Genomic DNA, 25,806 nt, shown 5'->3' on the forward strand with positions numbered 1-25,806 from the left:
GGCCAGGCCCATCAGGCCGCCTTTTTCAAGCGCCGCCCATTGCGTTCGATGCGAACTCGCGACGATTCGCGCATCGTCGCGGGCACTGGCGGCAACCAGTCCGCTGAACACGGCAGTTGGCGCGGGCTGCTGGTGCTGGTGCTTGTGCTGGCAGTAGCGACGGGCGTGAGGTTGGCGCCAGTCGGTGTCACACGCGCGGCTGGCACTCAGCTGACCCTCGCCCCGGCAGATGGGTCAGACTTTCGTGGTGGCGCATTCCCTGCATCGGCTCCTTCGGTGGGGGCGGCCAAGCACCCACCCGCGACCACCTCATCCGGGACGCTGGCCGATGCCTCGCCCTCGTAGCAGAGGACGTGACCAGGTGTGACGGTCTCCGGCGTTCGCACCGGCTCCGGCTGCTGGACTGGTTGCGGCGGGCACAGTGCCAGCGCCGGCGTCTGTGCGCGGAACGCCACGGCGGGCGTGTCGTCGCTCGTCAGGATGCGGATGCCGTTGCCGTCCCGGTGCGCGTCGATCACCGTCCAGAGTCTCCCGTCGTCATCCTCCTGTGACGCCGTGACGTCCCAACCGGCCGCGCGGAGGAGGAAGGCCGCACGGGAGGCCGTATCGGCAGCGGTGGCGGTTTTCGGACGATTGCCTTGGTACACCGTCGCATAGTGGTAGCGGAGCGGCTCGCGCCGGTCGGCAACCTTCGGCTCGTCGAGGGACAGCCGACGGAGGTGGACACGAACGGTCAAATCGGTGATCAGCGCGACCAGTTGCCTGCGCAGGGACCGGCCCAGCCGGTCCAGTTCGTCACGCGCTTTCGAAGTCTCGTCCATGTCGGCCCCTTGGTCCTGGAACGTATCAGAGAGCCGATTCCCGTGGCCGTCACACCGAGCTGCGGGTACGTCTGCGCGGTCGGCTGTCCGACGCGCTCATCGGCACCGGGTGACCTACCAGGTCACTGAACCCGTGCTCGCGCTCGGCAGCGCACCCGACGCGAGCCAAGCACCTGGCCGGACCGCCCGCTTCAACGAACTGGAACGCATCCTGCGCACCTGGGCATGACCCCGGCCCCGGCGGCGTCAGCGAGCAGCGTCCGAGGCGTGGCGGTGTCGGCGAGGTGCTGCTCATAGCAGGGCCGACGCGCAGCAGACCTTGCCCGGTCTTCACCAGCCTGCCCGCCTGGACTACATGTCCGAGTGCCTGGCGACGGATGTACCGTCCTGCCACCCCAGGCAGACGGCGAGTTCCTGCGGCGTAGGGGCCCGGCCCTTCACCGTCTCGTACTGCGCGGCGCGGGAGCAGATCATGGGGCCCTGCCGTGCACGACGCCCCACAGGCGCCGGCGCAGTCTCCCTGGGCAGGCAGCGTCAGCCATCCGGGGGCCGCGTACTTCGCTCGCCGGGATCGTCTCGGTCGCTCCGGGATCCGGGCGCGCCGGCGAACCTGTCCCGGGCGGCGGGCACGAGGGGCCGGTCCGGAGGGGCGGCCGGCTCATCCTGCGGTGTGCGGGCCGGGCGCGGCTGGTGCCCTGCGACGCGCACGTTCAGTGGCGCGTGGCGAAGCTGGGTTGTTCCGTGGACTTCGACCAGGCCGCTGTCGGCCAGGTCTTGGACGACCTGCACAGCTGTCCGCACGCCGATGAGGTCCCCGTTGGGCAGCGAGAGCCGTCCGACGTCGGCCGAGCCGCGGCCCGATCTGCCGGACCTGGGCGACTACGCGCGCACCGTGGCGCCTGACAGGCCGAGAAGGCCGGCTCTGACCGTTGCCTGATCCCCGATTGCACCAGCGTCGGCCGGTTCCAGGAGGCCCTGCCCAGCCGAGGTCCATCTGCATGTGCTCCGGCAGCGACTCACACGCTGCCGGTTCCAGCACCTCCCGCAGATCAGGGACCTTCGGACCGGGGCCTGCGATTCTTCTCTCTACCAGCGTGTGTGTCCGAAGCTCACCGACAACCTTCGCTGCCTCCACGGGGAGGTTCGGAAACAGCACTTACTCGTGGGCGCTGATGATGCCGCCGTTGCTGAGCACGATGTACACACCGTTGGCGTCGACCCCGGCGTCGTGCCCGTTCGTCTCCAGCGTGGCGTCCACCGAGCCCTCGTTGCCGATGATCTGCGCGCGGTACCGCAGTTCGCCGACCTTGGTGACCTTGGCCGTCCAGCCGCCTGCGAGCTTGAAGGTGCCCGGCCCCTGGCGTCCGCCGCCCATCCAGGAATGCACCTCGCCGCCCATCGTGAGCACGACGAACATGTCGTTGGCGTCGAGCCCGGCGTCGGCGTCCTGCCCCGTCGTCTCCAGCGTGGCCAGGACCGAACCACGACTTACGATCTTGGCGCGGTAGCGCTGGGCACCGATCCGGTAGATCTCGGCCTTGCTGCCGTCCGCGAGGGTCTGGGTACGGACCGGGGACGCCGCCTTGGCCGCGCCGGTGTGCGCGCTGCCCGACTGCTTGCCCGCAACGCCCGCCTTGGCGTTGCCTGCCGCGTTGGGCTTGGCGCCAGGGTCCTCCGGGGAGTTGCCGCCCTGCGCCTCGGCCGGCGAGCCCGCGCCGATGGTGGACTCCGCGGCCGTCCTGCCCGTGTCCGCGGGGCCGGCGGACTTCGCACCGGCGGTGTCCGAGCCGGAACAGGCCGTCAGGGACAGGGCGGCGGCCGCGGTCAGGGCCGCGGCGGCAACGCGCAGCGAGCGGCGGCGAACGGTGCGGTCTTGGATGCTGGAGCGCATGTGTGGTCCCCCAGGGGCAGTCGGTGTTCTCGGTGTTTGCTCGGTACGAAATCCACTCTGCCCGGGCCCGTTGTCGCACCACTAACACCCCACTAACATCCCGCGGGTCAGGCGGTCTGTTCCATGACGGTCTGGGTGGGACCACCCCCGGGGCGGGGATGGTCCTGGCTCTCCCTGCACCCGCCGTCGCATCGCAGAGGTGCGCGGGCCGCTCACCCAGGCTCTGGAGACCGCCCGCCGCCTGGGCGCACGCCCGTGGATCGAGCGTGCGCGGGCCGAATCGCGCGCCGCCGGCCTCCACGTCACAGACACGGCCCCCGACGCGCTCGCCGAACTCTCCCGCAACAGCGGCAGATCATCAGGCTCGCCGCCCGCGGGCTGAACCAACCGTGAGATCGGCGAGAAACTCTTCCTCTCCCCGCGCACGGTCAGCCAGGCCCAGGCCGCCGGCCTACGAGTCGCGTGCCGGCCCGCGGCAGGCCAACTACCCGCCTGGAAGGAGGAGCACAACCCCTCCTCCCACCACCAGGTCCGTGCCCGCGTCGAGCACGCCTTCGCACGTCCAAGCACGGGTCGAGGGCGCCGACCCCCTCTTCACGGTGGGTGGCAGCTACGAGGGGAAGCTCCGGCGCACCGACAGCGGCCGGCGCATCAGCCACCTGTCCGTGCGCGCCGTCTGGACCTCGGGCGAGCCGCCTGTCGTGCCGGAGGGGACCCGCCGCGCACGGCTCGTCGCCGCCCTGTCCAGCTGGCCGGCTGCCGGGCCGCGGCCCGGTGTCTCTCGGTCACTGCCGAAGCAGCGGCGAGGAGTCTCACGTGCGGCCATAACACTGGCCCGAACCCCCGGGCGTCGGCGCCGGTGTCCCGGGTGCAAAACTGAACCGGCAAGATCGTCAGGGCCCGCGCGGCGGTCGGCCGCCGACTGTTGGAGGTTGCTCATGAAGCGGAACCGCGCCGTCCTGGTGACCGGGGCCTCGCGCGGCATCGGCCGCGCGGTCGCCACCGCCTTCGCCGCCGGCGGCGACCGCGTCGCCCTGCACTACGGGACCCGCCGCGAAGCCGCGGAGGAGGCCCTCAACTCCCTCCCCGGCACTGGCCATTGCCTGGTCCAGGGCGACCTGGGCACCCCGGAAGGCGCGGCCGCCGTGGCCGCATCAGCCATCGACGCGCTCGGCCCGCTCGACGTCCTGGTCAACAACGCGGGCACCAACACCGCCCACCCGCCGGCCGACACCTCGTTCGGTGACTGGCACGGCGCCTGGCGGCGCATCGTGGACGTGAATCTGCTCGGCACCGCCCACGTCAGTTACTGCGTGGCCCGCAACATGATCGACAACGGGACCGCGGGGCGGATCGTCAACGTCGGTTCCCGCGGCGCCTTCAAGGGCGAGCCCGACCATCCCGCCTACGGGGCGACGAAGGCCGCCGTGCACGCCCTGGGCCAATCGCTCGCGGTCGCGCTGGCACCGTACGGGATCGCCGTCGCCTCGGTCGCCCCCGGCTTCGTGGACACCGAACGGGTCACCGACCGGATCGATGACGCGGTCCGGCGGCAGAGCCCGTTCGGCCGGGTCGCCACGCCCGAGGAGATCGCCGCCGCGGTGACGTACCTGGCCTCACCGGAGGCGGTGTGGTCCTCCGGTGCCGTCCTGGACGTCAACGGCGCGTCGTACCTGCGCTGAAGAAGGCGCTTCACCTGGCCGGCACCGATCCCGAAGGGGCCTGTATGAGGTGGAGGCTGAACACGATCCTGGCCTCCTGACCGGCGAAGGAGTCGGCACCTGACGCGTCCCGCCCGCCACTGACCCGTCCGCCGCGCCACCGGGGGCGTACGCGCGCCTGCGGGCGCACTCCCGCTGATCGTTCGGGCACGGCCAGGAGCTACCGCCAGTCGGCGGCGAACGCGCGGGCCGGGTTGGTGACGAAGACGGCCGTGGCGACGTCCGGTCCGAGCTCCCGCTCGATGCGCGGTCGCAGGCCGGCGAGCAGGAACGGCATGCCGGGGCCGTCGGCGGTGGAGCGGGCGGAGGCCAGTACGGTGTCGCCGCCCAGCAGCAGGCGGTCGGCGTGGCCGGCGTCGGCGAGCGCGCCCAGCGCACCGAGGAGCCGCCAGTCGGTGGAGTGGTGGGCGCGTGAGGGGCCGTCGAAGGCCAGGTACGCGCCGGCCTCGGCGGCCCGCAGGTGCACGGCGGTGTCGGGGAAGCGGTGCAGATGGCCCAGGATGACCCGGTGCGGCGGCACACCGTGGGTGCCGCACAGCAGGTCGAGCACGTCGGGTGCGGCGCTGCCGGCCTCCAGGTGTACGCCGATGGGCGCGCCGGTGGCGTGGTGCGCCTCGGCGGCGGCCGCCATCACGTGGCGGGCGTGGCCGTCGAGCCGGTGGTAGGCGCCCGCCACCTTGACCATTCCGGCGCGTACGGGCCCGGCGGTCAGCTCGCGGACGAACAGCTCCGCGAGCCCGTCCCACACCTCCCGCAGCACGGCCTCGTCGTAGTGCCGGGCCTGGTGCATGCCGGTCGCGGCGACGACGTGGACGCCGGAGCGCCGGGACAGCCCGGGCAGGTCGGCCAGGCGCGGTCCCATCCCCCAGGGGGTCCACTGGGCCACCGCACGCCCGCCGAGCGCCGCGAACGCCGTCAGCTCGCCGAGCGCCGCGTCGGTGTCGTCCAGTTCCTGCCCGGCCAGGACCGGCGAGCGGATGAACAGGTGGTCGTGCGCGTCGCACACCCCGAGTTCGCCGGGCGCGATGTCCCCGAGGACCGTCCGCACGGCGGGGCTCATCGGGCGTCCTCCTCGTCCACGGCGGTGAACGCGGCGGCGGCGACGCGCAGCCCCGCCAGCGCCCGCGGCACCCCCAGATAGGGCGCGAGGTGCACGAACACCTCGGCGACCTCCTGGCGCGTCATGCCGAGCCGCAGCGCGGTGCGTACATGGCCCTCCAACTGCGGCTCCGCACCGCCCAGTGCGGCGAGCGCGGCGAGGTTGAGGAGCTGGCGGTCGCGCGGCGACAGCCCCTCGCGCTGGTAGGTGCCGCCGAACAGCGCGGTGACGATCCAGTCCGCGAACCCCGGCGCGGTCCGCTCCAGCCCCGGCAGCGCCGCCTGCTGCGTGGTCTCGTCCTGCAGCACGTCCAGCAGGCGGTAGCCCGCCTCCCGGTCGAACCGCGCCGGTGCCAGCTGATCCACGAGCGTCATGCCCGTACCCCCATCTGTCTAGCCACGCCCAGGGCTTGTAACGCCTGAGCCGTTACGAGGACGGTAGCAGATGTAACGGCCGTGGCGTTACGCTCTCGGGTATGGCTTCCCGTGCTGCCGACGACAAGCTCGCCTTCCGCTTCGACTGCGGTGCCGTCTGGCTGAACCTGCTGGCCACCAAGGGCCGCAGCTTCAGCGACCGGCCGGTGGAGCGGCTGGCCACGCCCGCGCGGTTCGCCGCATGGCTGGACCACTGCGAGCTCACGCCCGTACGGGCACCGGACGCGGACGACCTGGTCCAGGCGCGCGCGGTGCGGGAGACGCTGCGCGCGCTGGCGCTCGCCACGGTCGACCAGCGGCCGCCGGCGGCGGGCGCGGTGGCGGACCTGGCCGCGTTCCTGGCCGGGCACGGCGACCCGGTGCGGCTGGTGGCGGACGACCGGCTGCGGCGCGAACCGCCCGCCACGGCCGCCGACGCGCTCGCCCGCATCGCCCGCCAGGCCGTCGACCAGCTGACCGGCTCCGACCGGCTCACCCTGAAGAAGTGCCAGGAAGCTGACTGCCACGGCGTCTTCATCGACCCTCCCGGCCGGCGCCGCTGGTGCCCGTCCCCGGCCTGCGCCAGCCGCGGACGGGTACGGGCCCTGCGCGCACGACGCGCCGCGGAACCCACGGGAGACTGAGGGGCCCGGGGCGTCAGACCGCGGTCCGCCGGGATGTCGTCGGCAGCTGAGCCGGTGGACCGGCATCGTGGTCCTGCTCCGGCTCCGGTTCCGACTGTGGTGTGCGGGTGCGCAGGACCTTGTTGAGGTGTGCGGTGTCGAGGGCGTTCTCCCAGCGGGCGATGACGAGGGTGGCGACGCTGTTGCCGGCGAGGTTGGTCAGGGCGCGGCACTCGGACATGAACTTGTCGATGCCGAAGATGAGCATGATGCCGGCGGCGGGGACGGTGCCCACGGTGGAGAGCGTGGCGGCCAGAGCGATGAAGCCGGCGCCGGTGACGCCGCCGGATCCCTTCGACGTGAGGATCATGACGGCGAGCAGGCCGAGTTGCTGACCGATGCTCAGGGGTGTGTCGGTGGCCTGGGCGATGTAGAGGGCGGCCAGCGACAGGTAGAGGGAGCTGCCGTCGAGGTTGAACGAGTAGCCGGTGGGGATGGTCAGGCCGACGATGTCGCGGCGGATGCCGAGTCCTTCGAGTTTCGTCATCAGGCGGGGCAGGGCGCTCTCGGAGGAAGAGGTGCCCAGGACGAGGAGGAATTCCTCCCGCAGGTAGCGCAGGAGCCGGAAGATGTTGACCTTGAGGGCGGCGGTGACGGCTCCGAGAACGACGATGACGAAGAACGCGGACGTGCCGTAGGCGAGCCCGATGAGTCTGCCGAGACCGGTGAGGGTGGAGACGCCGTACGTGCCGATGGTGAAGGCCATGGCGCCGAACGCGCCCACGGGGGCGGCCAGCATGACGTACCGCAGGATGGTGAAGACGACGGCGGTGAGCCGGTGGACACCGTCGACGAGCGGCTCGCCCAGGGGTCCCACGGCCTTCAGCGCGATGCCGAAGAGCACGGAGAAGAAGATGACCTGGAGGATGCTGCCATCGGCGAAGGCGCCGACGGCGCTGGTGGGCACGAGGTCGGTCAGGAAGTGCCACCAGCCCCGCTTCTCCCCTTCCTTCACATACTGCCCGGCATCTCCCGTCAGAGGGAGGTCCGCGGGGTGGGCGTGCACACCGGCGCCGGGCTGGAAGACGTTGACGGCGATCAGGCCGACCAGGAGCGCGGCGAGGGTGCCCGCCTGGAAGTAGAGCAGGGATTTCAGCCCCACGCGGCCCACGCGGCCGAGGCTGTCGGCGCTGCCGATGCCTCCCGCGATGGTCAGGAAGACGATCGGGGTGATGAGCATCTTGATCGCTGCGATGAAGGTGGTGCCGACCGGCTCCATAGCGGTGCCGGCCGAGGGCCACAGCCAGCCGGTGAGGATGCCGGTGACGATGGCGGTCAGGACCCAGAAGTAGAGCTGCCGGTACCAGGGCCGTCCGGCGGCTTCGGCCGGCGCGGGGGCTGGGGTTGCGGGTGCTGCCATGGCGTTTCTCCTCGTCGGGGAACGGGCGCAGCCGGGACGTGGAACGGGCCCGCGGAGGAGGGCCGGCGGGGAACGCGGCCCGGGACGAAAAGGGGAGGCGGGCGAGCGCCGGCGGTGCGGCGGGCGGCATCGTCCACGCGCCCGCCACCGGGCCCAGGGCGAGAGTTCAGAGGAGTCCGAGCAGCGTGTCGGTGAACTCGGCGGTGGTCGCGGTGCCGCCCAGGTCGCGGGTGCGCACGTCGGTCGTGGCCAGGACCGTGGCGATGGCGTCGGTGATGTCCTGGCCCGCGGCGGGGTGGCCGAGGTGGTCGAGCATCAGGGCGGCCGACCAGATCGCGCCCAGCGGGTTGGCGATGCCCTGCCCGGCGATATCGGGCGCGGAACCGTGTACCGGCTCGAACATCGAGGGGAACTCCCGCTCGGGATTGAGGTTGGCCGCCGGGGCGATGCCGATGGAACCGGCGACCGCGGCCGCGAGGTCGCTGAGGATGTCGCCGAAGAGGTTGGAGGCGACCACGACGTCGAAGTGGCCCGGTTCGAGGACGAACTTGGCCGCGAGCGCGTCGATGTGCTCCTTGTCCCACGTGACCTGCGGGAAGGAGGCGGCCCGCTCGGTGACGAGCTGGTCCCAGAACGGCATGGTGTGCACGATGCCGTTGGACTTCGTCGCGGAGGTCAGCCGGCCGCCGCGCCGCTCCGCGAGCGCGAAGGCGTAGTCCAGCACGCGGCTGACGCCTGCCCGGGTGAACACCGCTTCCTGGACGGCCATCTCGTCCGGGAAGCCGCTGTTGATCCGTCCGCCGACCTGGCTGTACTCGCCTTCCACGTTCTCCCGCACCACGACGAAGTCCACCTCGCCGGCCCGCGCGCCGCGCACCGGGCTGTCGATGCCGTCGAAGACGCGGATGGGCCGCAGGTTCACGTACTGGCGGAAGCCGCGCCGGATGGGGATCAGCAGGCCCCACAGCGAGACGTGGTCGGGCACGCCGGGGTATCCAACGGCGCCCAGCAGGATGGCGTCCTTGTCACGGAGCTGCTCGATGCCGTCGGCCGGCATCATCGCCCCCTCGCGCAGATACCGCTCGCAGGACCAGTCGTCGTACGACGTGTACGTCAGGCCGAAGCCGTGGCGGCGGCCCAGGACGTCGAGGACCTGCCGCGCGCAGGGCAGCACCTCCGCGCCGATGCCGTCGCCGGGGATCAGGGCAATGCGATGGGTCGTCATGCCGTCGATTCCAGCAACGGGCCCCGGACGGCGTCCAAGACGCAAACCGGATGCGCCTTATAAGCCCCGCCTATCCATTGGCCGCCGGAGACGTCGCCGTCGCCCAGAACGCCGCGGCGGCCGGGGAGAGGACTCCACGCCGGCTGACGAGCCGGACCCGCAGCGCGGTCGCGGGCTCGATGTCCAGCACGTGGGCACCCGTCTGCCGGGCGATACCCCGCCAGGACTCGGTCACGACCGCGAGCCCCACCCCGGCCAGCACCAGAGGCAGCAGCGCCACACGGTGCTCGGTCTCGGCCGCCACGGTGACGTCGATGCCGCGCTCCCGCAGGGAGTCGACGTACGCTCGCATCCCCGTCCCCGGCTGCCCCACGATCAGCCGCCGGCCTGCCAGTTCCTCGCAGCTCACGGCCTCCCGCCCGGCGAAGGGCCCTCCGGGCGGGACCACCAGAACGAATCGCTGCTCGCCCAGCACATGCGAGCGGACCTCCTCGTCCGGCACGGCGCCGGCCGACGCCAGCAGCCCAAGCTCCACCGCCCCCGTCCGCACCGCGTCGATGACGCCGCGCGCGGTGAAGGCCGCCCTGACGGCCACCGCCACGCCCGGGTACCGCTCGGTGTAGGAGCGCATCAGCGTGGTGAGCGGTTCGACCGCCTGGGACGGCATCGCCGCGACGTCCAGCCGTCCCGAACGCAGTTCGCGCACCGACGCCACACTCGCGCGGGCCGTCTCCAGGCTCCGCACAGCCTGACGGGCCGGGTCGATCAACGCCCGGCCCGCCTCCGTCAGCACCACCCGACGCCCGATCCGATGGAACAACTCCGTGCCCAGGTCGCGCTCCAGAGCCCGGACGGCCTGTGACAGCGACGGCTGCGACACGTAGAGCGCCGCGGCGGCCCGATTGAACCCGCCACGGTCGACGACAGCCAGGAAGTACTCCAACTGCCGAACGTCCACGCTGCTCCTCCGCTCCGCATCCAGCGACTTCCCGGTGCCACCGGGCGGGCGCAGCATCTCACGCGGACAGCCACGCGCGGCTCAGATCTTCACGGCGGTGAGCTTCTCCGGATTGCGGACGCAGTAGACGGCCGTCACGGCACCGCCGCGTACCTCGATCGAGGTCACCTGATCCAGTACGCCGTCGATGAGGACCGCGACCGAAGGCATCCCGTTGTAGGCGCCCAGGCGGATGTCGAGTTCGCCCATGCGCGCGCCCTTGGCCAGAAGGCCGAGAAGGAGCCTGGCCACCTTGTCGGGACCGGCCACGGGGCGCAGCGCCGTGGTCACGATCCCGCCGCCGTCGCCCAGGAACACCACGTCGGGTGCGAGCACGTCCATCAGACCTTGGACATCCCCGGTGACGGCCGCCGCCAGGAACCGTTCGGCGATCGGTTGTGCCTGCGCGGGCGTGGCGACCGCGGTGTGCCGTTTCGCGCGCACACTGGTGCGGGCGCGTTGGTTCAGCTGCCGTACCGCGGCCTCGGACTTTCCCACCGCGGCGGCGATCTCCGGGTAGTCGAAGGCGAACACTTCCCGCAAGACGAAAACCGCGCGCTGGGCCGGGGTGAGGGCGTCCAGCAGCAACAGCATCGCGGTGGTGACGGCCTCGCCGGTGAGCACATGGCCGACGCCGTCGGGTGCGCCGCCGACGGCGTCGGTCAGCAACGGCTCGGGCAGCCACGGCCCCACGTACCGCTCCCTGCGGCGGACAGCCGACCGCAGGACGCCGAGCGCCTGCCGGGTGACGATCTTCGCGAGATAGGCCCGCGGGTTCTCCACCGCCGTGTGGCTCACCGACCGCCACCGCAGGTACGTGTCCTGCAGCACGTCTTCGGCGTCGGCCACCGATCCGAGGATCTCGTAGGCGATCGAGAACAGCAGGGCCCGGTGCTCGGTGAAGTCGTCCTCGCGGTGCGGCTGTTCGCTCACTTCGGTGCCCGCAACCAGGCGTAGGTGGCGGTGCGGGCGCCGAACCGCGCGTAGCGGCAGATGCGTTCCTTGCCGACCGCGGCGGTGCGCCCGGCGAAGTAGAGCCGCCGCACGCTGTCGTCCCTGCGGGCTGCCTGGAGCAGCCCGTCGCGACGGCCCAGGCTCACGCCCTGTCCGGTGTACCCCATGGAATAGGGCTTGGGCTTACGGCCTTCGATCATCCGCGCCAGCGTATCCGCTGCGTGCGCGCCTTGAGGCAGGGCCGTCGCACAGGCCGCGCGTGCGCCCGGAACCGCCGCGCAGTCACCCACGACGAAGATCCGCGGGTCGTTCACACTGCGCAGATACTCGTCGACCACGGCACGCCCCTCGGCATCCACCTCGAGCCCGCTGCGGGCGGCCAGGTCGGGCACGCCCCCGATGACCGCCCAGAGTGTGAGGTCGGAGGCGAACTGCCGGCCCGAGCCCAGACGCACCGCATCGCTTCCCCCTTCCCCGGCACCCGAGCCAACCCGCGCGACGGAGCCCTCCACGATCTCCACCTTCAACCGCTCCAGGCCGGTACGCACACGCTTCCGCGCCCCCGCCGACAGACTCGCGGCGATCGTTCCCCCCACGAGCCGCACGCGCAGATCGGGGCGGCCGTAGGCGACTTCGGCCGCCGTCTCGATACCCGTCAGCCCGCCGCCGATTACGGTGACCGTCCTCCCGCCGGGCAGCCCGGCCAGCGCGGCCCGTGCCCGCTCCGCACCCTCCCATACCCCTACCGGAACGGTGCCCGGCAACGGTGTGACCGTGCTGCCGACCGCGAGGAACAGATGGTCGAAGTCGAGCCGCGACCCGTCGCCGAGAGCGACCTCTCCATCGCTGATCTTGTCGACAGTGCCCAACCGCGTTGCGATCCCTTCGCGCAGCATCGACGCCAGCGGCGCCGCCGCGGCGCCGGTCCCGGCGATCTGCTCGTGCAACCGCACCCGCTCGACGAAGTCCGCACGGGGATTGATCACCGTGATCTCCGCTGCCGTCACCTTCCTGGCCAGCCGATTCGCCGCAATCGTCCCGGCGTAGCCAGCACCCACCACCACGACTCTCATGCCCGCCTCCTGTTGTGCAATCAGCTCGGATACGCGATTCGGATACGGGACGCAGCCCAACTCGCTCCTGTGACGGCCGAGTCGAGTGATCTGCATCACGGAACGCCGAAGCGGCAGGGCGGCAGAACAGCTCGGGGATCAAGGCAACAGTGGCTTGCCTGCCGTCGCCGCGCGGGCGAGCCGACACGGACGCGGTCGACCAGCCGGGCCGCGACGAGGAGTCGCGCTCGGCCGCGGACCGGACCACCGCGTCCGGCCCGCGGGCGGGCAAGGATCGTCGACCCCGAGCGCAGCCGTGCTCCAGTCGGCCTCCGACTCACGGGTCGGGGAGCGATCGTCAGGCCGTACTCACCAGATCCGTCACCGTCGGATGATCCGCTGATGCTGCTCCCGCGCCGCGCTCCAGACGTTGAGGAGACCAACGCCTCCGCCGGCTGCCAGCGCGTCATTGCCGTCGTGCGGAAACCTGGGCTTCCGCGACGTCACACTCCCCCACGACCTGCTGACCGCGCACACCACCGACCGGCTCGACGCGGCCCTGCGCGGCCGGCCGATTGACGCGGTGTACGCGGGTGATTAGCCCCCGGACGCGGGTACCGGTATCTGCCGGCCGGCGGCGCTGCGCCGCAGCGGTCTGCTCCGCTTCTTCCCTCGCCCGTATGAGGCTGGCGGGCCGCATATCGGTCCGGTTCTCCTCCACGTAGTCGAGGCACCCCTGGCGGCTGTCCTCCCCGAACACGAGGGTCCAGCCGGCCGGGTAGCCAGACACTCCACTTCTCGCTCGGCACTGTCCGGAACTACCTCACCACCGTGGTGACCAAGCTGAACGCCAGGAACCGAGTGGATGCCATCAAGATCGCCCGCGATTCCGAATGGCTGCTGTAACGCTTCGGCCTGACCGGATCCCTGCGCGGCGGGCGGGGCGGATATGCGGGACCGTTCCATGATCGTCGGCTCCCTACGGGATTCACCTGCTGTGGCCCCGGCCGGAGCGGCGACCCGGCGGCGGGCTCTCCGGCCGGCGATGACGCCTGACGCCGCAGCGGCAGGTCTTCCCGCTCCGGTACCCGGCGCCGCGCATCCGGGCACGCGCGTTCGGTTAACCTGGCTGTGCTGGGCGAGCCTGGCGAGAGATCGCGGCCGGAAGGCCCCAGGTGCAACGGTGCTCCGCGTCGGCTCGGGTGCCGCTGCCGCCTCGGCAGGGACATCGGGACGGACGGAACCGGCAGAAGCGGCGCAGGTGAGATATGACGACCAGGCTCGTACCCGTCGCGGGTCCGCTACGGCGGGAACCGCGGAACCGGGCGGCGGGGGAAGCGGGCCGCGGCCCGGCGCCGAGGGTGAGGCGCCGTGGATAAGGTCGCGCTCACGGCCGCCGGTCTCTACGTCATCATTCTGCTGCGCGCCGGCGGGACGTTCGCCGTCGGATGGCTCGCCGGTGCCGGCGCCAGGCGCGGCAGGTTCGCTCGACGGGTCTCCTCGGCCACGTTCCAGCGCGCCGAACGAGCGATCCAGCGGTGGGGCGCGCCGGTGGTGGCCGTCTCCTTCCTGACCGTCGGTTTCCAGACCGCCGCCAACTTCCTCGCCGGGAGCATGCGCATGCCCCTGCCGCGCTACCTCCCCGCACTGTTCGTGGGAGGAGCGGGCTGGGCGCTGGTCTATGCGACCGCCGGGATCGGCGCACTCGAATTGCTGGCGAGGCTGTTCGCCGAGCGGCCCATGCTGGGCGTGGTCGCGGTCGCCGTCCTGCTCCTCACGGCGACCGGCGTGGTGGTGTACCGGCGGAGGAACGCCGCTCCGGCTGCCCCTGGCGACACCGCGGCCGAGGAATCCTAAAACGACGGCCCGGCTCCCCCGTGGTTCCCGCATGTCGTACGGCGGGTTGGGGCGTGATACGGGGTGGGGTCTCCGGCGATGGCGCCCCGAGACCGGCCGCCAGGAGAGGCGGCACCGTCGCTTCCTACCGGAAGGCTTCGGCGTTGCGGCGGGCCCACTCCGCGAAGGGGCGGGGTGCGCGGCCGAGCACCCGCTCGACGTCCGGGCTGAGCCGCAGCTCGGCGGCGTTGGGCTCGCCGAGGATGGCCAGCGTGGTCTCCACGACGGGCTCCGGCATGAACGCGGCCATCCGTGCGTGTGCCTCGGCCCGGCTCAGCTCCGCGAACCGCACCGGCTCGCCGAGGGCCGCGCCGATCGCCGCGGCCTGCTGCCGGGGCGTGATGACCGCCGGCCCGGTCAACTCGTAGACCTGACCGGCGTGTTCGTCCTTGCGCAGGGCGGCGGCCGCGACCTCCGCGATGTCCGCCGGATCGATCACCGGGAGCCCGACGTCACCGAACGGCGCGGCGACGGTCCGCTCGCCGCGTACGGACTCCGCCCAGGCGAAGGCGTTGGACGCGAAACCGCCGGGCCGCAGGATCGTCCAGGCCAGGCCCGATCCGCGTACCGCGTCCTCCATCGCCCGCCCGACGCCCCCGTGCGAGGGGGACTCCGGTCTGGTCGCCACGCCCTGCGAGGAGAGCAGCACCACCCGGCGGACCCCGGCGGCCCCGGCCACGTCCAGCACGGCTCGCGGGTCGAACCCGTGGCCGCCGGCGCCGCCGTCGTGCAGGAACAGGACCTCGGCACCGTCGAGAGCCGGCCGCAGGGTCCCCGGCTCGATCAGGTCGGCCCTTACATGCGCGGTCCCCGGCGGCAGGTCCACCGGGGCCATCCCTCTCGACACCGCCGTCACCCGCTCCCCGGTCTCCGCCATGGCCTGCACCAGCGACCGCCCGACGTTCCCGGTCGCACCCGTCACCACGAACATGCTCAACTCCTGTGTCATCCGCTGTGGTTCACCGCGATGACAGCGACGCTAGCAGCGCCGGTATAGTAGGTACCTACAGGAAAGTGACTACCTCAGAGGGATGTAGCTCATGGCTGCGGAGGCGGGCCGGTCAACGGCTGACACCACGGCCGACCCCGAGCTGGCCTGCCCGGTCTCGCCGGTCGTGGACATCGTGTTCAGCCGGTGGACCACACCGATCCTCTGGTCGCTCCACACCTTCGGCCGCCAGCGCTTCGTCGAACTGGAGCGACGCATCAAGGGCATCACCCCCAAGGTCCTCACCCAGCGCCTGCGCCAGCTGGAGCGCGACGGCCTCGTCGTGCGCACGTACCACCCCGAGGTGCCGCCTCGTGTCGAATACGAGATCAGCGACCTCGGCCGCAGCCTCGCCCCCCTCTTCGCCCACCTCGCCGAGTGGGCCACCACCAACCTCGAGCACGTCGAGCGGGCGCGACGCCACTACGACGAAGCCGGTTCGCCCCGCGGCTGACTCCAGCGGCGGATCCTGACCCTTACGCCTGTTTCGCGGCCCTGCCGGTGGCAACGGGTCGCTCGGGCTCGAGCATGGTGCCGACGCCGCCACTCCGGCCAGCGGGCCGAAGCCGCGCCACTGCGGGCGTGGCCAGGGGCGCCGACCATCAAGCGAACCGGGAGGCGCTCGTGCTCTACCGGCGGACCGCGGAGATCAGTCCGCCGGGCCGCTCCTCGCGCTGCGGCGGGGTGCTGATCGGGCGGCCGTAGGCGGCAGCGCGTTCGCGCAGGGTGTGGCAGCCGGCCTCCCAGCCGTGCCCGGCCAGCCAGCCCACCGGGTCGTCGGGCATCTCCGAAACCCACAGGGACGCCGCCGATCCCGGCACGGCGTCCGCGCCGAAGCGCTCGATCACACCGCGCGAGCCCAGCGTCAGCCCCATCCGGCTGCCTGCCGCCGACCGCGCGCTGATCCGGGCCAGCAGCAGCTCCACCGCGTCCCCGGGCAGATAGATCAGCAGTCCTTCGGCGATCCACACGGTCGGCGCCCCCGGGTCGTGCCCCGCGGCGGCCAGCGCGGCCGGCCAGTCCTCCCGCAGATCCACCGCGACGGTGATCCGCTCGCAGCGTGCGACGGCCCGCTCCTGGCGCAGTACCGAAGCCTTGAAATCCAGTGGCGCGGCGGTGTCGACCTCGAACAGCCGGGTGCCCTCGGGCCAGTCCATCCGGAAGGCCCGGCTGTCCATGCCCGCGCCGAGCAGGACGACCTGCCGGACACCGGACGCGGAAGCCCGCTGCAACAGGTCGTCCAGGAACTTCGTCCTGATGACGATGGAGAACGACACGGCCAGCCGGCGGCGTCGCCCGGCCTCGCCCTCGGGCGGCGGGGACGAGGGCCACAGGCCGCCGGCGGTGGCGAAGGCCCGTGCCAGCGGGTCCCGGAACAGCGCGTCCGCCCGCTCGGTCTCCAGCGCCCGCACCCTGGCCACCCCCACCGCCGTGGCCCACACTCCCGACGGCCGCACCCGCTCCCGCTCATCAGTCACCGCGCCAGCGTAGACGGTCGATTCCACGTCGGTTCCGAGGGGCCTGATGCGGGGAGCCGGTGCAAGGGACCAGGGCTCGCGAACCGGCAGCACCAGCCCACGAGTCCGGGAGGCTCGACGGTGCGTCGTACGCGCTCTCACGGAGACTCCGCGAAAACCCGTTGGCGAACGAGGGCGGCCACCGCTACATTTCCGGGGACCGTGCGAGAGATCGAGGAGGTGGTACCCGTGAACGCAGTATCGACGTGGGTGCTCCCCTCCGGGGTCACGGTCGGGCGATAGGCAGGTCGTCCGGGAGCGCCGTTCCAGTGCACTCCCGAAAGGCACGACCATGTATGTCATTTCAGAGCAGCGCCTCGACGACGGCGTCCTCGAGCGCGAGTTCACCCTCGGCGAGATCCCCGGCATCCTGTGGACACCCGCGTCGGCGTCCGCGTCCGCACCGGCGCCGCTGATCCTGCTCGGCCACCCTCCCCTCGGGCTGCGCACGATGTACCCCCGACTGGTGGCCCGGGCCCGGCGCTCCGCGGCGGAGGGCTTCGCCACGGCCACCATCGAACTCCCCGGAAGCGGCGACCGGCCCCGTTGGCCCGCCGTCGACCAGGCCCGCGCCGACCTGCGCCGGGCGATGAAGGCCGGCGAGCCGGTCAGCGACGAGATCGTCGGCGCCCTCGTCCTCCCGCTGGTCGACAAGGCGGTCCCGGAATGGCAGGCCGCCCTGGACGCGCTCCTTTCGCTGCCCGAGATCGGCGGCCCGGTCGGGTACTCGGGGGGACTGATCTCCATCGGCATCCGGCTGGCGGTGGTTGAGCCACGCATCGCGGCCGCTGGATTCTTCGCCGGGAGTCTCGTGCCTCGCGCCATGTTCGCGGAGGCCCGGCACGTCACGATTCCCCTGCACGTCCTGCTGCAGTGGGACGACGAAGGGAACGACCGGCAGGCGGCGCTCGACCTGTTCGACGCCTTCGGCTCCAAGGAGAAGACCCTGCACGCCACCATGGGCGGGCACACCGGCGTCCCGCGGTTCGCTGGTGATTCCGCGGTCCAGTTCTTCACCCGGCATCTGAGGTGAGGCCGGGCCGCCAGACCGGCGGCAGACGGTAGCTGATGTCGCAGTGGGCCGTGTCAGCCCGCCGATGGGATAAGGCTGGTGCGGTCGAACGGGCCGGCGTGCGCGGCGGCGTACGCGATGGCGTCGTTGACGGCATCGATGCCGAACGACCGGACCCGTTCGGGGGCGAGATCCAACGTGCCCGAGGCGAGGAGCCGGATGATGCCGGCATTGGCTGTGCGCGGGTACATCCACTGGCCGCGCACGGTGACCGAGTTGCGCATGATCCATGGGTAAGGGAGTGCGAGGTCGTCGCCGCCGAGCATGCCGACGCCGCCCATGAGGACGACGCGGCCGTACTCGCGCACGGTCATGGCCGCCGCGCGCGACGCCGAGCTGGGTGCGCTCGGCGGCAGCAGGTCGATGACCATGTCGATCGGGCCGCCGGCCGCCGCGGACATCGCCGCGCGGTCGGTGGCCTCGTCTCCGGTTAGCGGGACCGGGCGCAGCCGCGGACCGAACCGGTCGGCGAGGAGGCCGAGCGCGGCCTGGTTGCGGCCCGGGGCGATGACGCGGCCCGCGCCCATCGCGAGCGCGACCGCGACCGCGCTGCTGCCGAGGTTGCCGGTGGCCCCGCTGACGAGCAGCGTCTCGCCGGCTTCCAACTTGCCTGCGAGCAGCCCGCCGTAGGAGATGGCGTGCACGGTGAGCGCGGCCCAGCGGGCCGGGTCGTCCCCTGCCGCGGCGGGCAGCGGGAAGACGTTCTCCGTCGGGACCCGCATGAGCTCGGCGAACGAACCGTCGTGCAGGTAGCGGGCGAGCCGCGCGCCGCCCTCGCCGCGCGAACTCCAGCCCTGGAGCGCGATGTCGGGCGTCAGGGCGTCGTCCCGCGAGCGCACCGTCGAGTCGCACCACACCAGGTCGCCGACGCGCAGCCGGGTGGCGTCCGGGCCGACGTGGACGATCCGTCCCACACCGCCGACACCGGGCACGACAGGAGGAACGAGGGAGTAGTTCCGCGTGCCGCCGAAGACCTCGGCCGCGTAGGGCGCCACGCAGGCGGCGAGGACCTCGACCAGCACCTCACCGCCCCCGGCCTCGGGGTCGGGCACCTCCCGCACCGCAAGCGGGGCGCCGAACCGCGTCAGAACTGCTGCTCGCACGTGATGGCCTCCGTGTTCGTCCGTGGGCTCGTGGGCTCGTCGGCTCGACACTAGGAGCTGGGTGGACATGCGGGAAGCGACGATCCGGTATCCGTGGTATGCGTATACCGCATGGACATCTCCAGCGCGGGACTGCGGGTCCTGCGGCAGATCGCCGAGTCCGGCAGCTTCACCGGGGCAGCAGTCCGGCTCGGCTACACGCAGTCGGCCGTCTCACGCCAGGCCGCCGCCCTCGAACGCAGCACGGGCACCACCCTCTTCGAACGCCGCCCGGACGGGGTACGGCTCACCCCCGCCGGCCTGACCCTGCTGCGGCACGCCCACTCGGTCCTGGCCTCGCTCGCCGCGGCCGAGCGTGAGCTCACCGGCACCGTCCCGCGCACCGAACTGGTACGGCTCGGGGTGGTCATGAGCGCGGGCGCGGCGATCCTGCCCGCCGCACTCGCACACCTCGCGGCGGCCGACCCGCAGATCACGGTCACCACCCGCGAGGGCACCACGCCCACCCTGGTCCGGGCGCTGCGCGCCGGCTCGCTCGACCTCGCCGTGCTGACATCCCGCCCGCCCCACCGGCCCTTCGACGGCGACTCGCCGCGCCTGCACATCGAGACCGTCGCGGACACCGAACTGGTCGTGGCGGTGCCGTCGACCGGAGAGTTCGCCGGACGCACGACCGTGCACGTCGACGAGCTGGCCGCCGCCCCGTGGATCGCCACCCCGTCATCGAACTCCGAGCCGCTGCTCGGCGTCTGGCCCGGCCTGCCCGGACGCCCGCGCATCATCCACTCCGCACGTGACTGGCTGACGAAACTCCAGCTGGTCGCCGGCGGCTTCGGTGTGACGACGGTGCCGTCCCGGCTCTCCCCCGCACTGCCGCCCGGGGTGCGCCTGCTGCGCGTCGACGGCGCACCCCCCGAGATCCGCCGGGTGCTCGTGGCACGCCTCTCCGGCCGCTCCACCCCGGCGATCACGGCCGTCACACAAGCGATCACTTCAACCGCCTGAACCGCAACCGCGCCAAGAGCGCGCACGATCGCGCGTCCCCCAGTACGACCCGGACTTCCGCTCGGAACCGTCGATGCCGCCCTGGCAAGAACTGTGTGCGGGATGGGGTTCCTGGAGGACAGGAACGGCTCAGCCGAGAATGGTGGCGATATCGATGGCTCCGGGGTCCCAGCGACTCAGCTCACCCGGGACGTGCTGGTGCCCGCACCACCCGGAGAACCGATTCCAGTCCGCTACGGACATGCGGTTGCCGGGGTGCGAACTCACCCCGGCCGCGTCCAGGAACGTCAGGCCCGATGCCCGGGGAATCGGTACGAGCGAATCGATGTCACGAACGACCTCCCGGATGAATGCCAGCTTCTCCGGAGCCCAGTTCGGGGTCTCTGCGGCGGAACCCACGATCTCGATCTGCACACACCGCGCCGCGTTCTCAGGGGTCGCCGCGTCCGACAGTGCCCGAGCGCCGGCGCTCAAAGAATAGTGCTGGACCACGCGAAACGTATTCGGCTCGATCGTGAGAGTGGGCCAGAAGTTGGTGGCGCGGAACTGCTGCAAGGCGCCATCGATCGTGGGCCCCTCGGTTGTGTGCAGAACACCGCGCCAGGGAAGCGGCAAGTACTCCGGACCTGCCTTCGTGGCCGGCATGCGCTCGGCATTCGGCAGCCACACGTCGCGTCCGTCGAACAGGTCAACGACTGCGCGTACCGATGCGCCGAAACCGGCTTCATTGAGACCGGGCCAGTTGCCCGCGATAGCAAGGGGGTAGCCGGATTCGGTGCCGTCGGCGGCGATGTCGTAACGCAAGTAGTTCGAACCGTTGAAGAAGAACGCCTTCCCGTTACCCCAGTTGACGGCCGCATCCACGCCCGACGCGAAGCCCGCTTCGCTGAGGCCGGGCCAATTGCCCGCGACAGCGAGTGGATAGCCGGAGTCGGAGGCGTCGGTGGCGATGTCGTAGCGCAGGTAGTTCGGCCCCTTGAAGAAGAAGAGCTTTCCGTTGCCCCAGTTCACGGCCGCGTCCACGCCTGACGCGAAGCCGGCTTCATTGAGGCCGGGCCAATTGCCCGCGCTGGCGAGCGGGTAGCCGGAGTCGACGGCATCGGCCGCGACGTCGTAGCGCGCGTACTGTGCACCCTGGAAGAAGTAGAGTTTGCCGGCCTCCAGGTTGACCGCGGCGTCCGGCTGCGAGAAGCCCGCCTCGGCCAGCCCGTGCCAGTTCCCGGCTACCGGGTTCGGATCTCCGGATGCGTCGTCGCCGCGGTCGTACCGCACATATTGGCCGGCGTGGAAGAAGTACACTCCTGTACCCATTGCGCCGCTCCGCTGTCTGCTCGTCCTCTGAAGTGTTCTCGTCTCCCCCGAGAGCGCTTCTGGTTCCGGCGTCGTCCGACCTTTCAGCCGGCTCCGCACGCTACGGCGCGTCTTTGGTCACAGCTGGCGGGCACGAAGCAGCCAGAGTTTCCGCACAGCGGTTTCGCGCTGCGGGACCCGTTGAGAGCGATGGTCAATCTCTGTGCAGAGCGCCACGCCGAGTTCGTCCTCAGGATCTCCCTGCGTTTCCCCTTCCGCAAGCGGCAGCCCTTGCGGTCCGGTTCGGCCAGCGGTGACCACTTACGTGACGGGTGGCCGCAGCCGCTATTGCGAGGAATTTCGGATCCGTGCGTTCAGGCAGCGAAACTTACCGACTTCAAAAGTGCCGCGTTCAAGGTGTTGCGTGTTGCGTGTTGCGTGTTGCGTGGGTTGTACTCGGCTTCTTCATAGACGCACGGCGGAGGCGCCTGACCCGGGCTCTACCCGCCCACCAGGCGCCTCCCCACTCCCCCCTCGCCCCCTTCGACCCGCCAGGGTCAGCTGTTACCGGGTCCTGAAGCGGCGGAAGAGGTTGCGGGCCACGTAGACGCCTGGTCCGCCGAAGCCGATGATGTCGGGGCGGCCTTCGCCGGTGATGTCGGCGAGGAAGCGGGGGTGGCGGCCGACGCGCCAGGCGCCGGCGTCGTCGTTGTAGCCGAAGCCGCGGCATACCAGTTGGGCCTGTTCGAATTGGCCGTTGCCGAGGCTGTGTGCCACCCACACGCCCTCGTCGCCGAAGCCGACGATGTCCGGGTTGCCGTCGCCGGTGACGTCGGCGAGGAGGCGGAGGTGCTTCGCGCCCGTCCACCCCTGGGCGAGGCCGAAGTCGTTCAGGACGAGCTTCGCGGGCTCGAAGGTGCCGTCGCCGCGTCCGTGGGAGACGACGACGCCTTGCGGACCGAAGCCGATGAGGGCCGGTGCTCCGCTCTCGCCGGTCTTCAGCAGGTACCTGGGGTGGTCCTCGGTGGAGGTCCAGCCCTGGGCGGTTCCGAAGTCGTCGAGGACGTAGAGCGGGTCGGCGAAGGTGCCGTCCTCGTCCTGGAGGGAGATCCAGACACCGTCGTCGTGGCAGCCGACGAGGTCGAGCCGGCCGTCACCAGTGGTGTCGGCGAGGAAGCGGGGGTGCTTGCCGGGCACCCAGCCGCCCGCCGCCTCGCCGTGGCCGAACGCGCTAAGGGCCGGTTCGTCGGGGAGCGGGGCGAACTTTCCTTCCTCGTCCTGGCGGGAGATCCAGACACCGTCGTCGTGGCAGCCGACGAGGTCGAGCCGGCCGTCGCCGGTGGTGTCGGCGAGGAAGCGGGGGTGCTTGCCGGGCACCCAGCCGCCGGCCTGGTTGCCGTGGCCGAACGCCTTGAGGGCGAGTTCGCCGCCCGATGGGGCGAACTTTCCGTTGTCGTCCTGGGAGGAGATCCGGACGCCATCGGCGGCGAGTACGACGATGGCGGGCTTGCCGCTGCCTGTGGTGTCCGCGAGGGTCCACAGGTCGGCGGCGTTCGGGGAGGGCGCGCCTTGGTGGAGGGCGCGCTCGTCGTCGAATGTGCCGTCGCCCCTGCTGGACGATGTCATGGCGGGCTTCGCGGGTTTGAGGGCGATGATGTCCGCGCGTCCGGCTCCCGTGGTGTCGGCGAGGAAGCGGGCGCCGGTCGCGGCCCACCAGCCGCCTGGAGAGCCGTTGGCTCCGTCGCCGCCCTGCCAGGCGCCGGCGCTCTGGTCGCTCCCGTAGCCTTCGAGGACGAGCAGCAGGTCGCTGAAGGCCGGTGTCGCGCCGGGTGCCGGGCGCAGCGCGGCGGAAGGGGCCAGCCGCCAGGACTGGCGGCCGTTCCAGTGGCTGAGTGACGACCAGCGCAGCACGGGGTCGCTGGTGCGCTCCGGGTCGGCCGGGACGAACCGCCACCGCTGGCTCTCCGCGCTCTCGTCGTACTCGCGCAGGACGATCCGGGTGTCGTCCGCGCCGGGCTCGGCGAGGTCGAGCACGGCGCCATCGGTCACGCCCTCGATGACGAAGAGGCCCGCTTCACCGTCCACGGGGACGAGGCGCCACTGCTGGCCCTTCTTGCCGGCGGCGGCGTTCCACTGGCGGATGCCGCGGTCCGCGGCGGTGGGGTTCTCGATGACCTTGCCGCTGACCGCGTTGCGGATCACATATGCCTGGTCGTCCGGTGCTTGTGCGGCTTGCGCGGTCTGCACGGGGGTGAGTTGCCACTGATCCGGGCTCGGGCCGCCGTCGGGGAAGTCGCGGACGACGAGCGCCGCGTCCGCGGCCGCCGCCGCCTTGGCGCCGAGGGTCTTCCCCGTGGCGGCGTTGACGATCTCCAGTTTCAGTTCTTCCGTGGGCACGGGCATCGTGGTGCCTCTTCCAGGCGGTACGGGCGTGGGCTCGGGACGGGTGCGGCGCGGCGGTGGCGGCGGTGGCCGCGGATCACGTGAAGACGTGGTGGTAGGGGACGTTCCACTCGTTGGGCAGCCGCGGATAGAACGTGTTGATGACCGTCCCGGTGAAGTCTCCGCCCCAGTTGTAGGTCAGGCGCACCTCGCTGCTGGCCGTCACCGCGTGGTCCTTGAAGCCGAGGATGGCGTCGGGGTGGGTGATCGGCACGAAGGTGATCCCGCCCCAGGGAGTCACCGTGACGACCCACAGCTGGGTGTCCTCGGGCGCGCCGTTCTTCCCGCGCCACTTGTCGCCGACCTTGTCGGGCAGGCCGACCTGGACGGTGTCGGCCGTGCTCTTGGGGGCGTCCTGGTGAACGGTGACGCGCCGGCGCTGCGGCTTCGGCACACCGTCGTCGCCGCGCCCGGCGGCGGCGTCGCCCGCGGCCGCCGGCTTGGGCTTCACCTGGCCCGCGGCGCTCTCGAGGAAGTACAGCGGCCGCTGCCCGAAGAAGCCGGCGGGGGTGATGTGCCAGAGGTGGCCCTGCGCCTCCTTGGTGTCCGGGTCGAGCGTGGTGGCCAGCTGGACGCCCTTGTCGTGGACCGACTCCTTCAGGTCGACGGGCCGCAGGTAGCCGCCGTTGAAGGCGTGGACGAGCATGACCGGGCGGTTCTCGACCAGCGCCGCCACGATGGCGTTGTCATAGCTGTTCACCGCTACCGGGCCGCCGACCACCAAATTCGCCATCGCCGTGCGTTCTTGGGTGTACATCGCGGAAACCTCACCTGTTGTGAATGTGGAGAACGACGCGTCGGGCGCTCAGTTGAGTGGTGTGACGTGGGATGTATGACGCGGCATTACCGCTGCCCCGATAGCTGTCGATCGAAACGACTCCGAAAACGCGTGGAGGACGAATCACATACCCCCGGCCCACGGCGCAGCAAGGGTCATAAAACGTGTGGGCGGGGGTTATCGGAAAGCCATCGACCGATTGACCGACTGTGCTGGAACTTACCGCTACCGCCAGCTAGTTGAGAGCCCCCGCCGAACTTTTATCACTCGATTGAGTGCATATGCAGACGCACCGTTCCGAGCAATGGAAGCCGTGCTAACTTCGATTGCTGGAACGTGCGCAGATGTCTGTTTTTCCATTTTTCCGAGCGCGGTTCTGCCGGATCAGTCGAGGACGGGGAATGCCTTCCAACGCGTACAACCTGGAACGGGCCAAGCGCCAGCCACTGACGAAGAAGAACCTGCGGGAGCTCGGTATCGAGCAGACCTGGCAGTCCATCCTGGACCACCCCAATCTGGTCTATGTCGATGACTACGGGGCGCAGCACAAGCCGGTCGGGTTCTCCGTGAACAAGTCGAGTTTCGGCGCCTTCCCCGGGACCGCGGCCAAGCTGGGCTGGCTCGCCTATATGAACCTCGGGGAGCCGCTGATCGAGGAGCGGCGCAACATCGCCCAGCCCCCGCCCGACACGTTCTCCTCGCGCACCTACGTCAACCGCAGCCAGACCCCGATGAAGTTCACCGACTCGGTCGATTTCACCGTGTCGAACGGTGTTACGTGGTCGCTCTCGGGAGACGTCAAGCTCACCTTCGGCGGCACCCTCACCGCGCAGCTCGCGCTGCAGTTGCAGAGCCAGCTCGGTCTGAGCCTTCAGGGCCAGCTTCAAACGCAGCTCCAGAACGAGATGGCGAACAAGAACGGCAACACGGTGACCAACAAGAACAGCAAGGACAGCGTGGGGGTGGACAACGCGAATGCCTGCGAGACGAGCGTGCGGAATGCGATGTCGAACTCCGCGTCGGCCTCGTTGACCGGCTCGGCCTCGTTCACGACCTCGGGCACCGCCACCGGGTCCGCGTCGCTCAACGCCTCTCTTGCGCAGGGCATCGCGGCCTCCGTCGGCGGCTCCCTGACCACCAGCTGGGCCTCGAAATCGCAGATCTCCGGCGATGTCCCGCCGAACTCCCGCGTGGAGACGATCGCCACACAGCGCCGTGCCCACAAGCAGTACACCTACGAGATCCCGGTGACCTTCTCGGGGCTGATCGCGGTGAAGTACGACGTACCGGTGAGGGTTCTGGCTCCGCCGCAGTCCGGAAACTACCCCGGCCTCGACCAGTTGGTCGCCCGTGACATCAGCGACCTCGACCTGGCCGGCGGCGGCTTCCGCATGCAGGGACTGGCCGAGGTCGTCTCCGCCCTGGACGTTCACCACACGATGTTCGACAGCGAGAGCCTGACCGGCATCGACCAAACGCTCTACAAGCAGCCTTGACCC

23 protein-coding genes and 2 pseudogenes are annotated in these 25,806 nt (G+C 71.2%); 9 read left to right on the forward strand and 16 right to left on the reverse strand.

What is annotated here, in order from left to right:
• Nucleotides 1-206: 206 nt before the first annotated feature.
• A complete protein-coding gene (locus tag ADL22_RS00115) occupies nucleotides 207-821 on the reverse strand; it encodes a hypothetical protein (protein WP_066972255.1) in 615 nt (204 codons plus the stop codon).
• Between the two features lie 1,156 nt (nucleotides 822-1,977).
• The gene (locus ADL22_RS00120; RefSeq protein WP_066972258.1) at nucleotides 1,978-2,712 is read right to left on the reverse strand and encodes a hypothetical protein; all 735 of its coding nucleotides are present in this window, start codon (nucleotides 2,710-2,712) and stop codon (nucleotides 1,978-1,980) included.
• Between the two features lie 181 nt (nucleotides 2,713-2,893).
• Between ADL22_RS00120 and ADL22_RS35890 the strand changes: the two are divergent.
• Nucleotides 2,894-3,142, forward strand: a pseudogene (locus ADL22_RS35890) (LuxR C-terminal-related transcriptional regulator); the annotation flags it as partial.
• A 508-nt stretch (nucleotides 3,143-3,650) separates the two neighbouring features.
• Complete coding sequence (locus ADL22_RS00125; RefSeq protein ID WP_066972261.1) at nucleotides 3,651-4,394, forward strand: SDR family NAD(P)-dependent oxidoreductase; 744 nt, start codon at nucleotides 3,651-3,653, stop codon at nucleotides 4,392-4,394.
• A gap of 199 nt (nucleotides 4,395-4,593) precedes the next feature.
• Here ADL22_RS00125 and ADL22_RS00130 read toward each other — a convergent pair whose 3' ends face one another.
• Nucleotides 4,594-5,493, reverse strand: coding sequence for a phosphotriesterase family protein (locus ADL22_RS00130; protein ID WP_066972264.1), 900 nt, complete (start codon nucleotides 5,491-5,493; stop codon nucleotides 4,594-4,596).
• Entirely contained in the window at nucleotides 5,490-5,906 is a 417-nt protein-coding gene (locus ADL22_RS00135; RefSeq protein ID WP_066972267.1) for a carboxymuconolactone decarboxylase family protein, read from the reverse strand. Before ADL22_RS00135 ends, ADL22_RS00130 begins: the two co-directional genes overlap by 4 nt.
• A gap of 101 nt (nucleotides 5,907-6,007) precedes the next feature.
• Here ADL22_RS00135 and ADL22_RS00140 point away from each other — a divergent pair, with 101 nt between their 5' ends.
• Nucleotides 6,008-6,589 (forward strand): CGNR zinc finger domain-containing protein, encoded by a 582-nt coding sequence (locus ADL22_RS00140; protein ID WP_066972270.1) that lies wholly within the window; start codon nucleotides 6,008-6,010, stop codon nucleotides 6,587-6,589.
• A gap of 13 nt (nucleotides 6,590-6,602) precedes the next feature.
• On the opposite strand, the gene dctA is transcribed toward ADL22_RS00140, so the two are convergent.
• The 6 genes from dctA to ADL22_RS36915 all read right to left on the reverse strand — a co-directional run bounded on the left by dctA (nucleotide 6,603) and on the right by ADL22_RS36915 (nucleotide 13,006).
• Nucleotides 6,603-7,988 (reverse strand): C4-dicarboxylate transporter DctA, encoded by a 1,386-nt coding sequence (gene dctA, locus ADL22_RS00145; RefSeq protein ID WP_066972273.1) that lies wholly within the window; start codon nucleotides 7,986-7,988, stop codon nucleotides 6,603-6,605.
• Between the two features lie 166 nt (nucleotides 7,989-8,154).
• A complete protein-coding gene (locus ADL22_RS00150) occupies nucleotides 8,155-9,213 on the reverse strand; it encodes a tartrate dehydrogenase (RefSeq protein ID WP_066972276.1) in 1,059 nt (352 codons plus the stop codon).
• A gap of 70 nt (nucleotides 9,214-9,283) precedes the next feature.
• Complete coding sequence (locus ADL22_RS00155) at nucleotides 9,284-10,171, reverse strand: LysR family transcriptional regulator (protein WP_066972279.1); 888 nt, start codon at nucleotides 10,169-10,171, stop codon at nucleotides 9,284-9,286.
• A gap of 81 nt (nucleotides 10,172-10,252) precedes the next feature.
• Nucleotides 10,253-11,143, reverse strand: a complete 891-nt coding sequence (locus ADL22_RS00160) for an RNA polymerase sigma-70 factor (RefSeq protein ID WP_066972282.1) — start codon at nucleotides 11,141-11,143, stop codon at nucleotides 10,253-10,255.
• Nucleotides 11,140-12,237: an NAD(P)/FAD-dependent oxidoreductase gene (locus tag ADL22_RS00165; RefSeq protein WP_066972285.1), complete on the reverse strand. Its 1,098-nt coding sequence runs from the start codon at nucleotides 12,235-12,237 to the stop codon at nucleotides 11,140-11,142. The genes ADL22_RS00160 and ADL22_RS00165 overlap by 4 nt, the downstream gene beginning before the upstream one ends.
• Before the next feature lie 445 nt (nucleotides 12,238-12,682).
• Nucleotides 12,683-13,006 (reverse strand): MbtH family NRPS accessory protein, encoded by a 324-nt coding sequence (locus ADL22_RS36915; protein WP_107116180.1) that lies wholly within the window; start codon nucleotides 13,004-13,006, stop codon nucleotides 12,683-12,685.
• On the opposite strand from ADL22_RS36915, the pseudogene ADL22_RS33385 reads away from it, so the two are divergent.
• Nucleotides 13,006-13,122, forward strand: a pseudogene (locus ADL22_RS33385) (LuxR C-terminal-related transcriptional regulator); the annotation flags it as partial. The gene ADL22_RS36915 and the pseudogene ADL22_RS33385 overlap by 1 nt on opposite strands.
• A gap of 465 nt (nucleotides 13,123-13,587) precedes the next feature.
• Nucleotides 13,588-14,073, forward strand: coding sequence for a DedA family protein (locus tag ADL22_RS00170; RefSeq protein ID WP_066972288.1), 486 nt, complete (start codon nucleotides 13,588-13,590; stop codon nucleotides 14,071-14,073).
• 124 nt (nucleotides 14,074-14,197) lie between these two features.
• On the opposite strand, the gene ADL22_RS00175 is transcribed toward ADL22_RS00170, so the two are convergent.
• Nucleotides 14,198-15,043 (reverse strand): NAD(P)H-binding protein, encoded by an 846-nt coding sequence (locus tag ADL22_RS00175; protein ID WP_066972291.1) that lies wholly within the window; start codon nucleotides 15,041-15,043, stop codon nucleotides 14,198-14,200.
• A gap of 109 nt (nucleotides 15,044-15,152) precedes the next feature.
• On the opposite strand from ADL22_RS00175, the gene ADL22_RS00180 reads away from it, so the two are divergent.
• Nucleotides 15,153-15,554 (forward strand): winged helix-turn-helix transcriptional regulator, encoded by a 402-nt coding sequence (locus ADL22_RS00180; RefSeq protein WP_066972294.1) that lies wholly within the window; start codon nucleotides 15,153-15,155, stop codon nucleotides 15,552-15,554.
• A 175-nt stretch (nucleotides 15,555-15,729) separates the two neighbouring features.
• Here ADL22_RS00180 and ADL22_RS00185 read toward each other — a convergent pair whose 3' ends face one another.
• Nucleotides 15,730-16,542, reverse strand: coding sequence for a class I SAM-dependent methyltransferase (locus ADL22_RS00185; protein WP_066972297.1), 813 nt, complete (start codon nucleotides 16,540-16,542; stop codon nucleotides 15,730-15,732).
• A gap of 367 nt (nucleotides 16,543-16,909) precedes the next feature.
• Here ADL22_RS00185 and ADL22_RS00190 point away from each other — a divergent pair, with 367 nt between their 5' ends.
• Entirely contained in the window at nucleotides 16,910-17,650 is a 741-nt protein-coding gene (locus ADL22_RS00190; protein WP_066972300.1) for a hypothetical protein, read from the forward strand.
• A 53-nt stretch (nucleotides 17,651-17,703) separates the two neighbouring features.
• Here the strand turns inward: ADL22_RS00190 and ADL22_RS00195 are convergent, their stop codons facing one another.
• On the reverse strand, nucleotides 17,704-18,792 hold the full coding sequence (locus tag ADL22_RS00195) for an alcohol dehydrogenase catalytic domain-containing protein (protein ID WP_199836179.1): 1,089 nt from the start codon (nucleotides 18,790-18,792) through the stop codon (nucleotides 17,704-17,706).
• Nucleotides 18,793-18,903: 111 nt separating this feature from the next.
• Between ADL22_RS00195 and ADL22_RS00200 the strand changes: the two genes are divergently transcribed.
• Nucleotides 18,904-19,797 (forward strand): LysR family transcriptional regulator, encoded by an 894-nt coding sequence (locus ADL22_RS00200; protein WP_066972303.1) that lies wholly within the window; start codon nucleotides 18,904-18,906, stop codon nucleotides 19,795-19,797.
• A 129-nt stretch (nucleotides 19,798-19,926) separates the two neighbouring features.
• Here the strand turns inward: ADL22_RS00200 and ADL22_RS00205 are convergent, their stop codons facing one another.
• The 3 genes from ADL22_RS00205 to ADL22_RS00215 form a co-directional block, all read right to left on the reverse strand.
• Nucleotides 19,927-21,096 carry a hemopexin repeat-containing protein gene (locus ADL22_RS00205; RefSeq protein WP_066972306.1) on the reverse strand — a complete coding sequence of 390 codons (1,170 nt, stop codon included), beginning with the start codon at nucleotides 21,094-21,096 and terminating at the stop codon, nucleotides 19,927-19,929.
• 555 nt (nucleotides 21,097-21,651) lie between these two features.
• Nucleotides 21,652-23,490, reverse strand: a complete 1,839-nt coding sequence (locus ADL22_RS00210; protein ID WP_066972309.1) for an FG-GAP-like repeat-containing protein — start codon at nucleotides 23,488-23,490, stop codon at nucleotides 21,652-21,654.
• A 76-nt stretch (nucleotides 23,491-23,566) separates the two neighbouring features.
• Nucleotides 23,567-24,286, reverse strand: coding sequence for a hypothetical protein (locus ADL22_RS00215; protein ID WP_066972312.1), 720 nt, complete (start codon nucleotides 24,284-24,286; stop codon nucleotides 23,567-23,569).
• 422 nt (nucleotides 24,287-24,708) lie between these two features.
• On the opposite strand from ADL22_RS00215, the gene ADL22_RS00220 reads away from it, so the two are divergent.
• Nucleotides 24,709-25,803 (forward strand): hypothetical protein, encoded by a 1,095-nt coding sequence (locus tag ADL22_RS00220; protein ID WP_066972315.1) that lies wholly within the window; start codon nucleotides 24,709-24,711, stop codon nucleotides 25,801-25,803.
• Nucleotides 25,804-25,806 lie beyond the last annotated feature (3 nt).

The sequence above is a fragment of the Streptomyces sp. NRRL F-4489 genome (assembly GCF_001509485.1).
Taxonomy (GTDB): Bacteria; Actinomycetota; Actinomycetes; order Streptomycetales; family Streptomycetaceae; genus Streptomyces.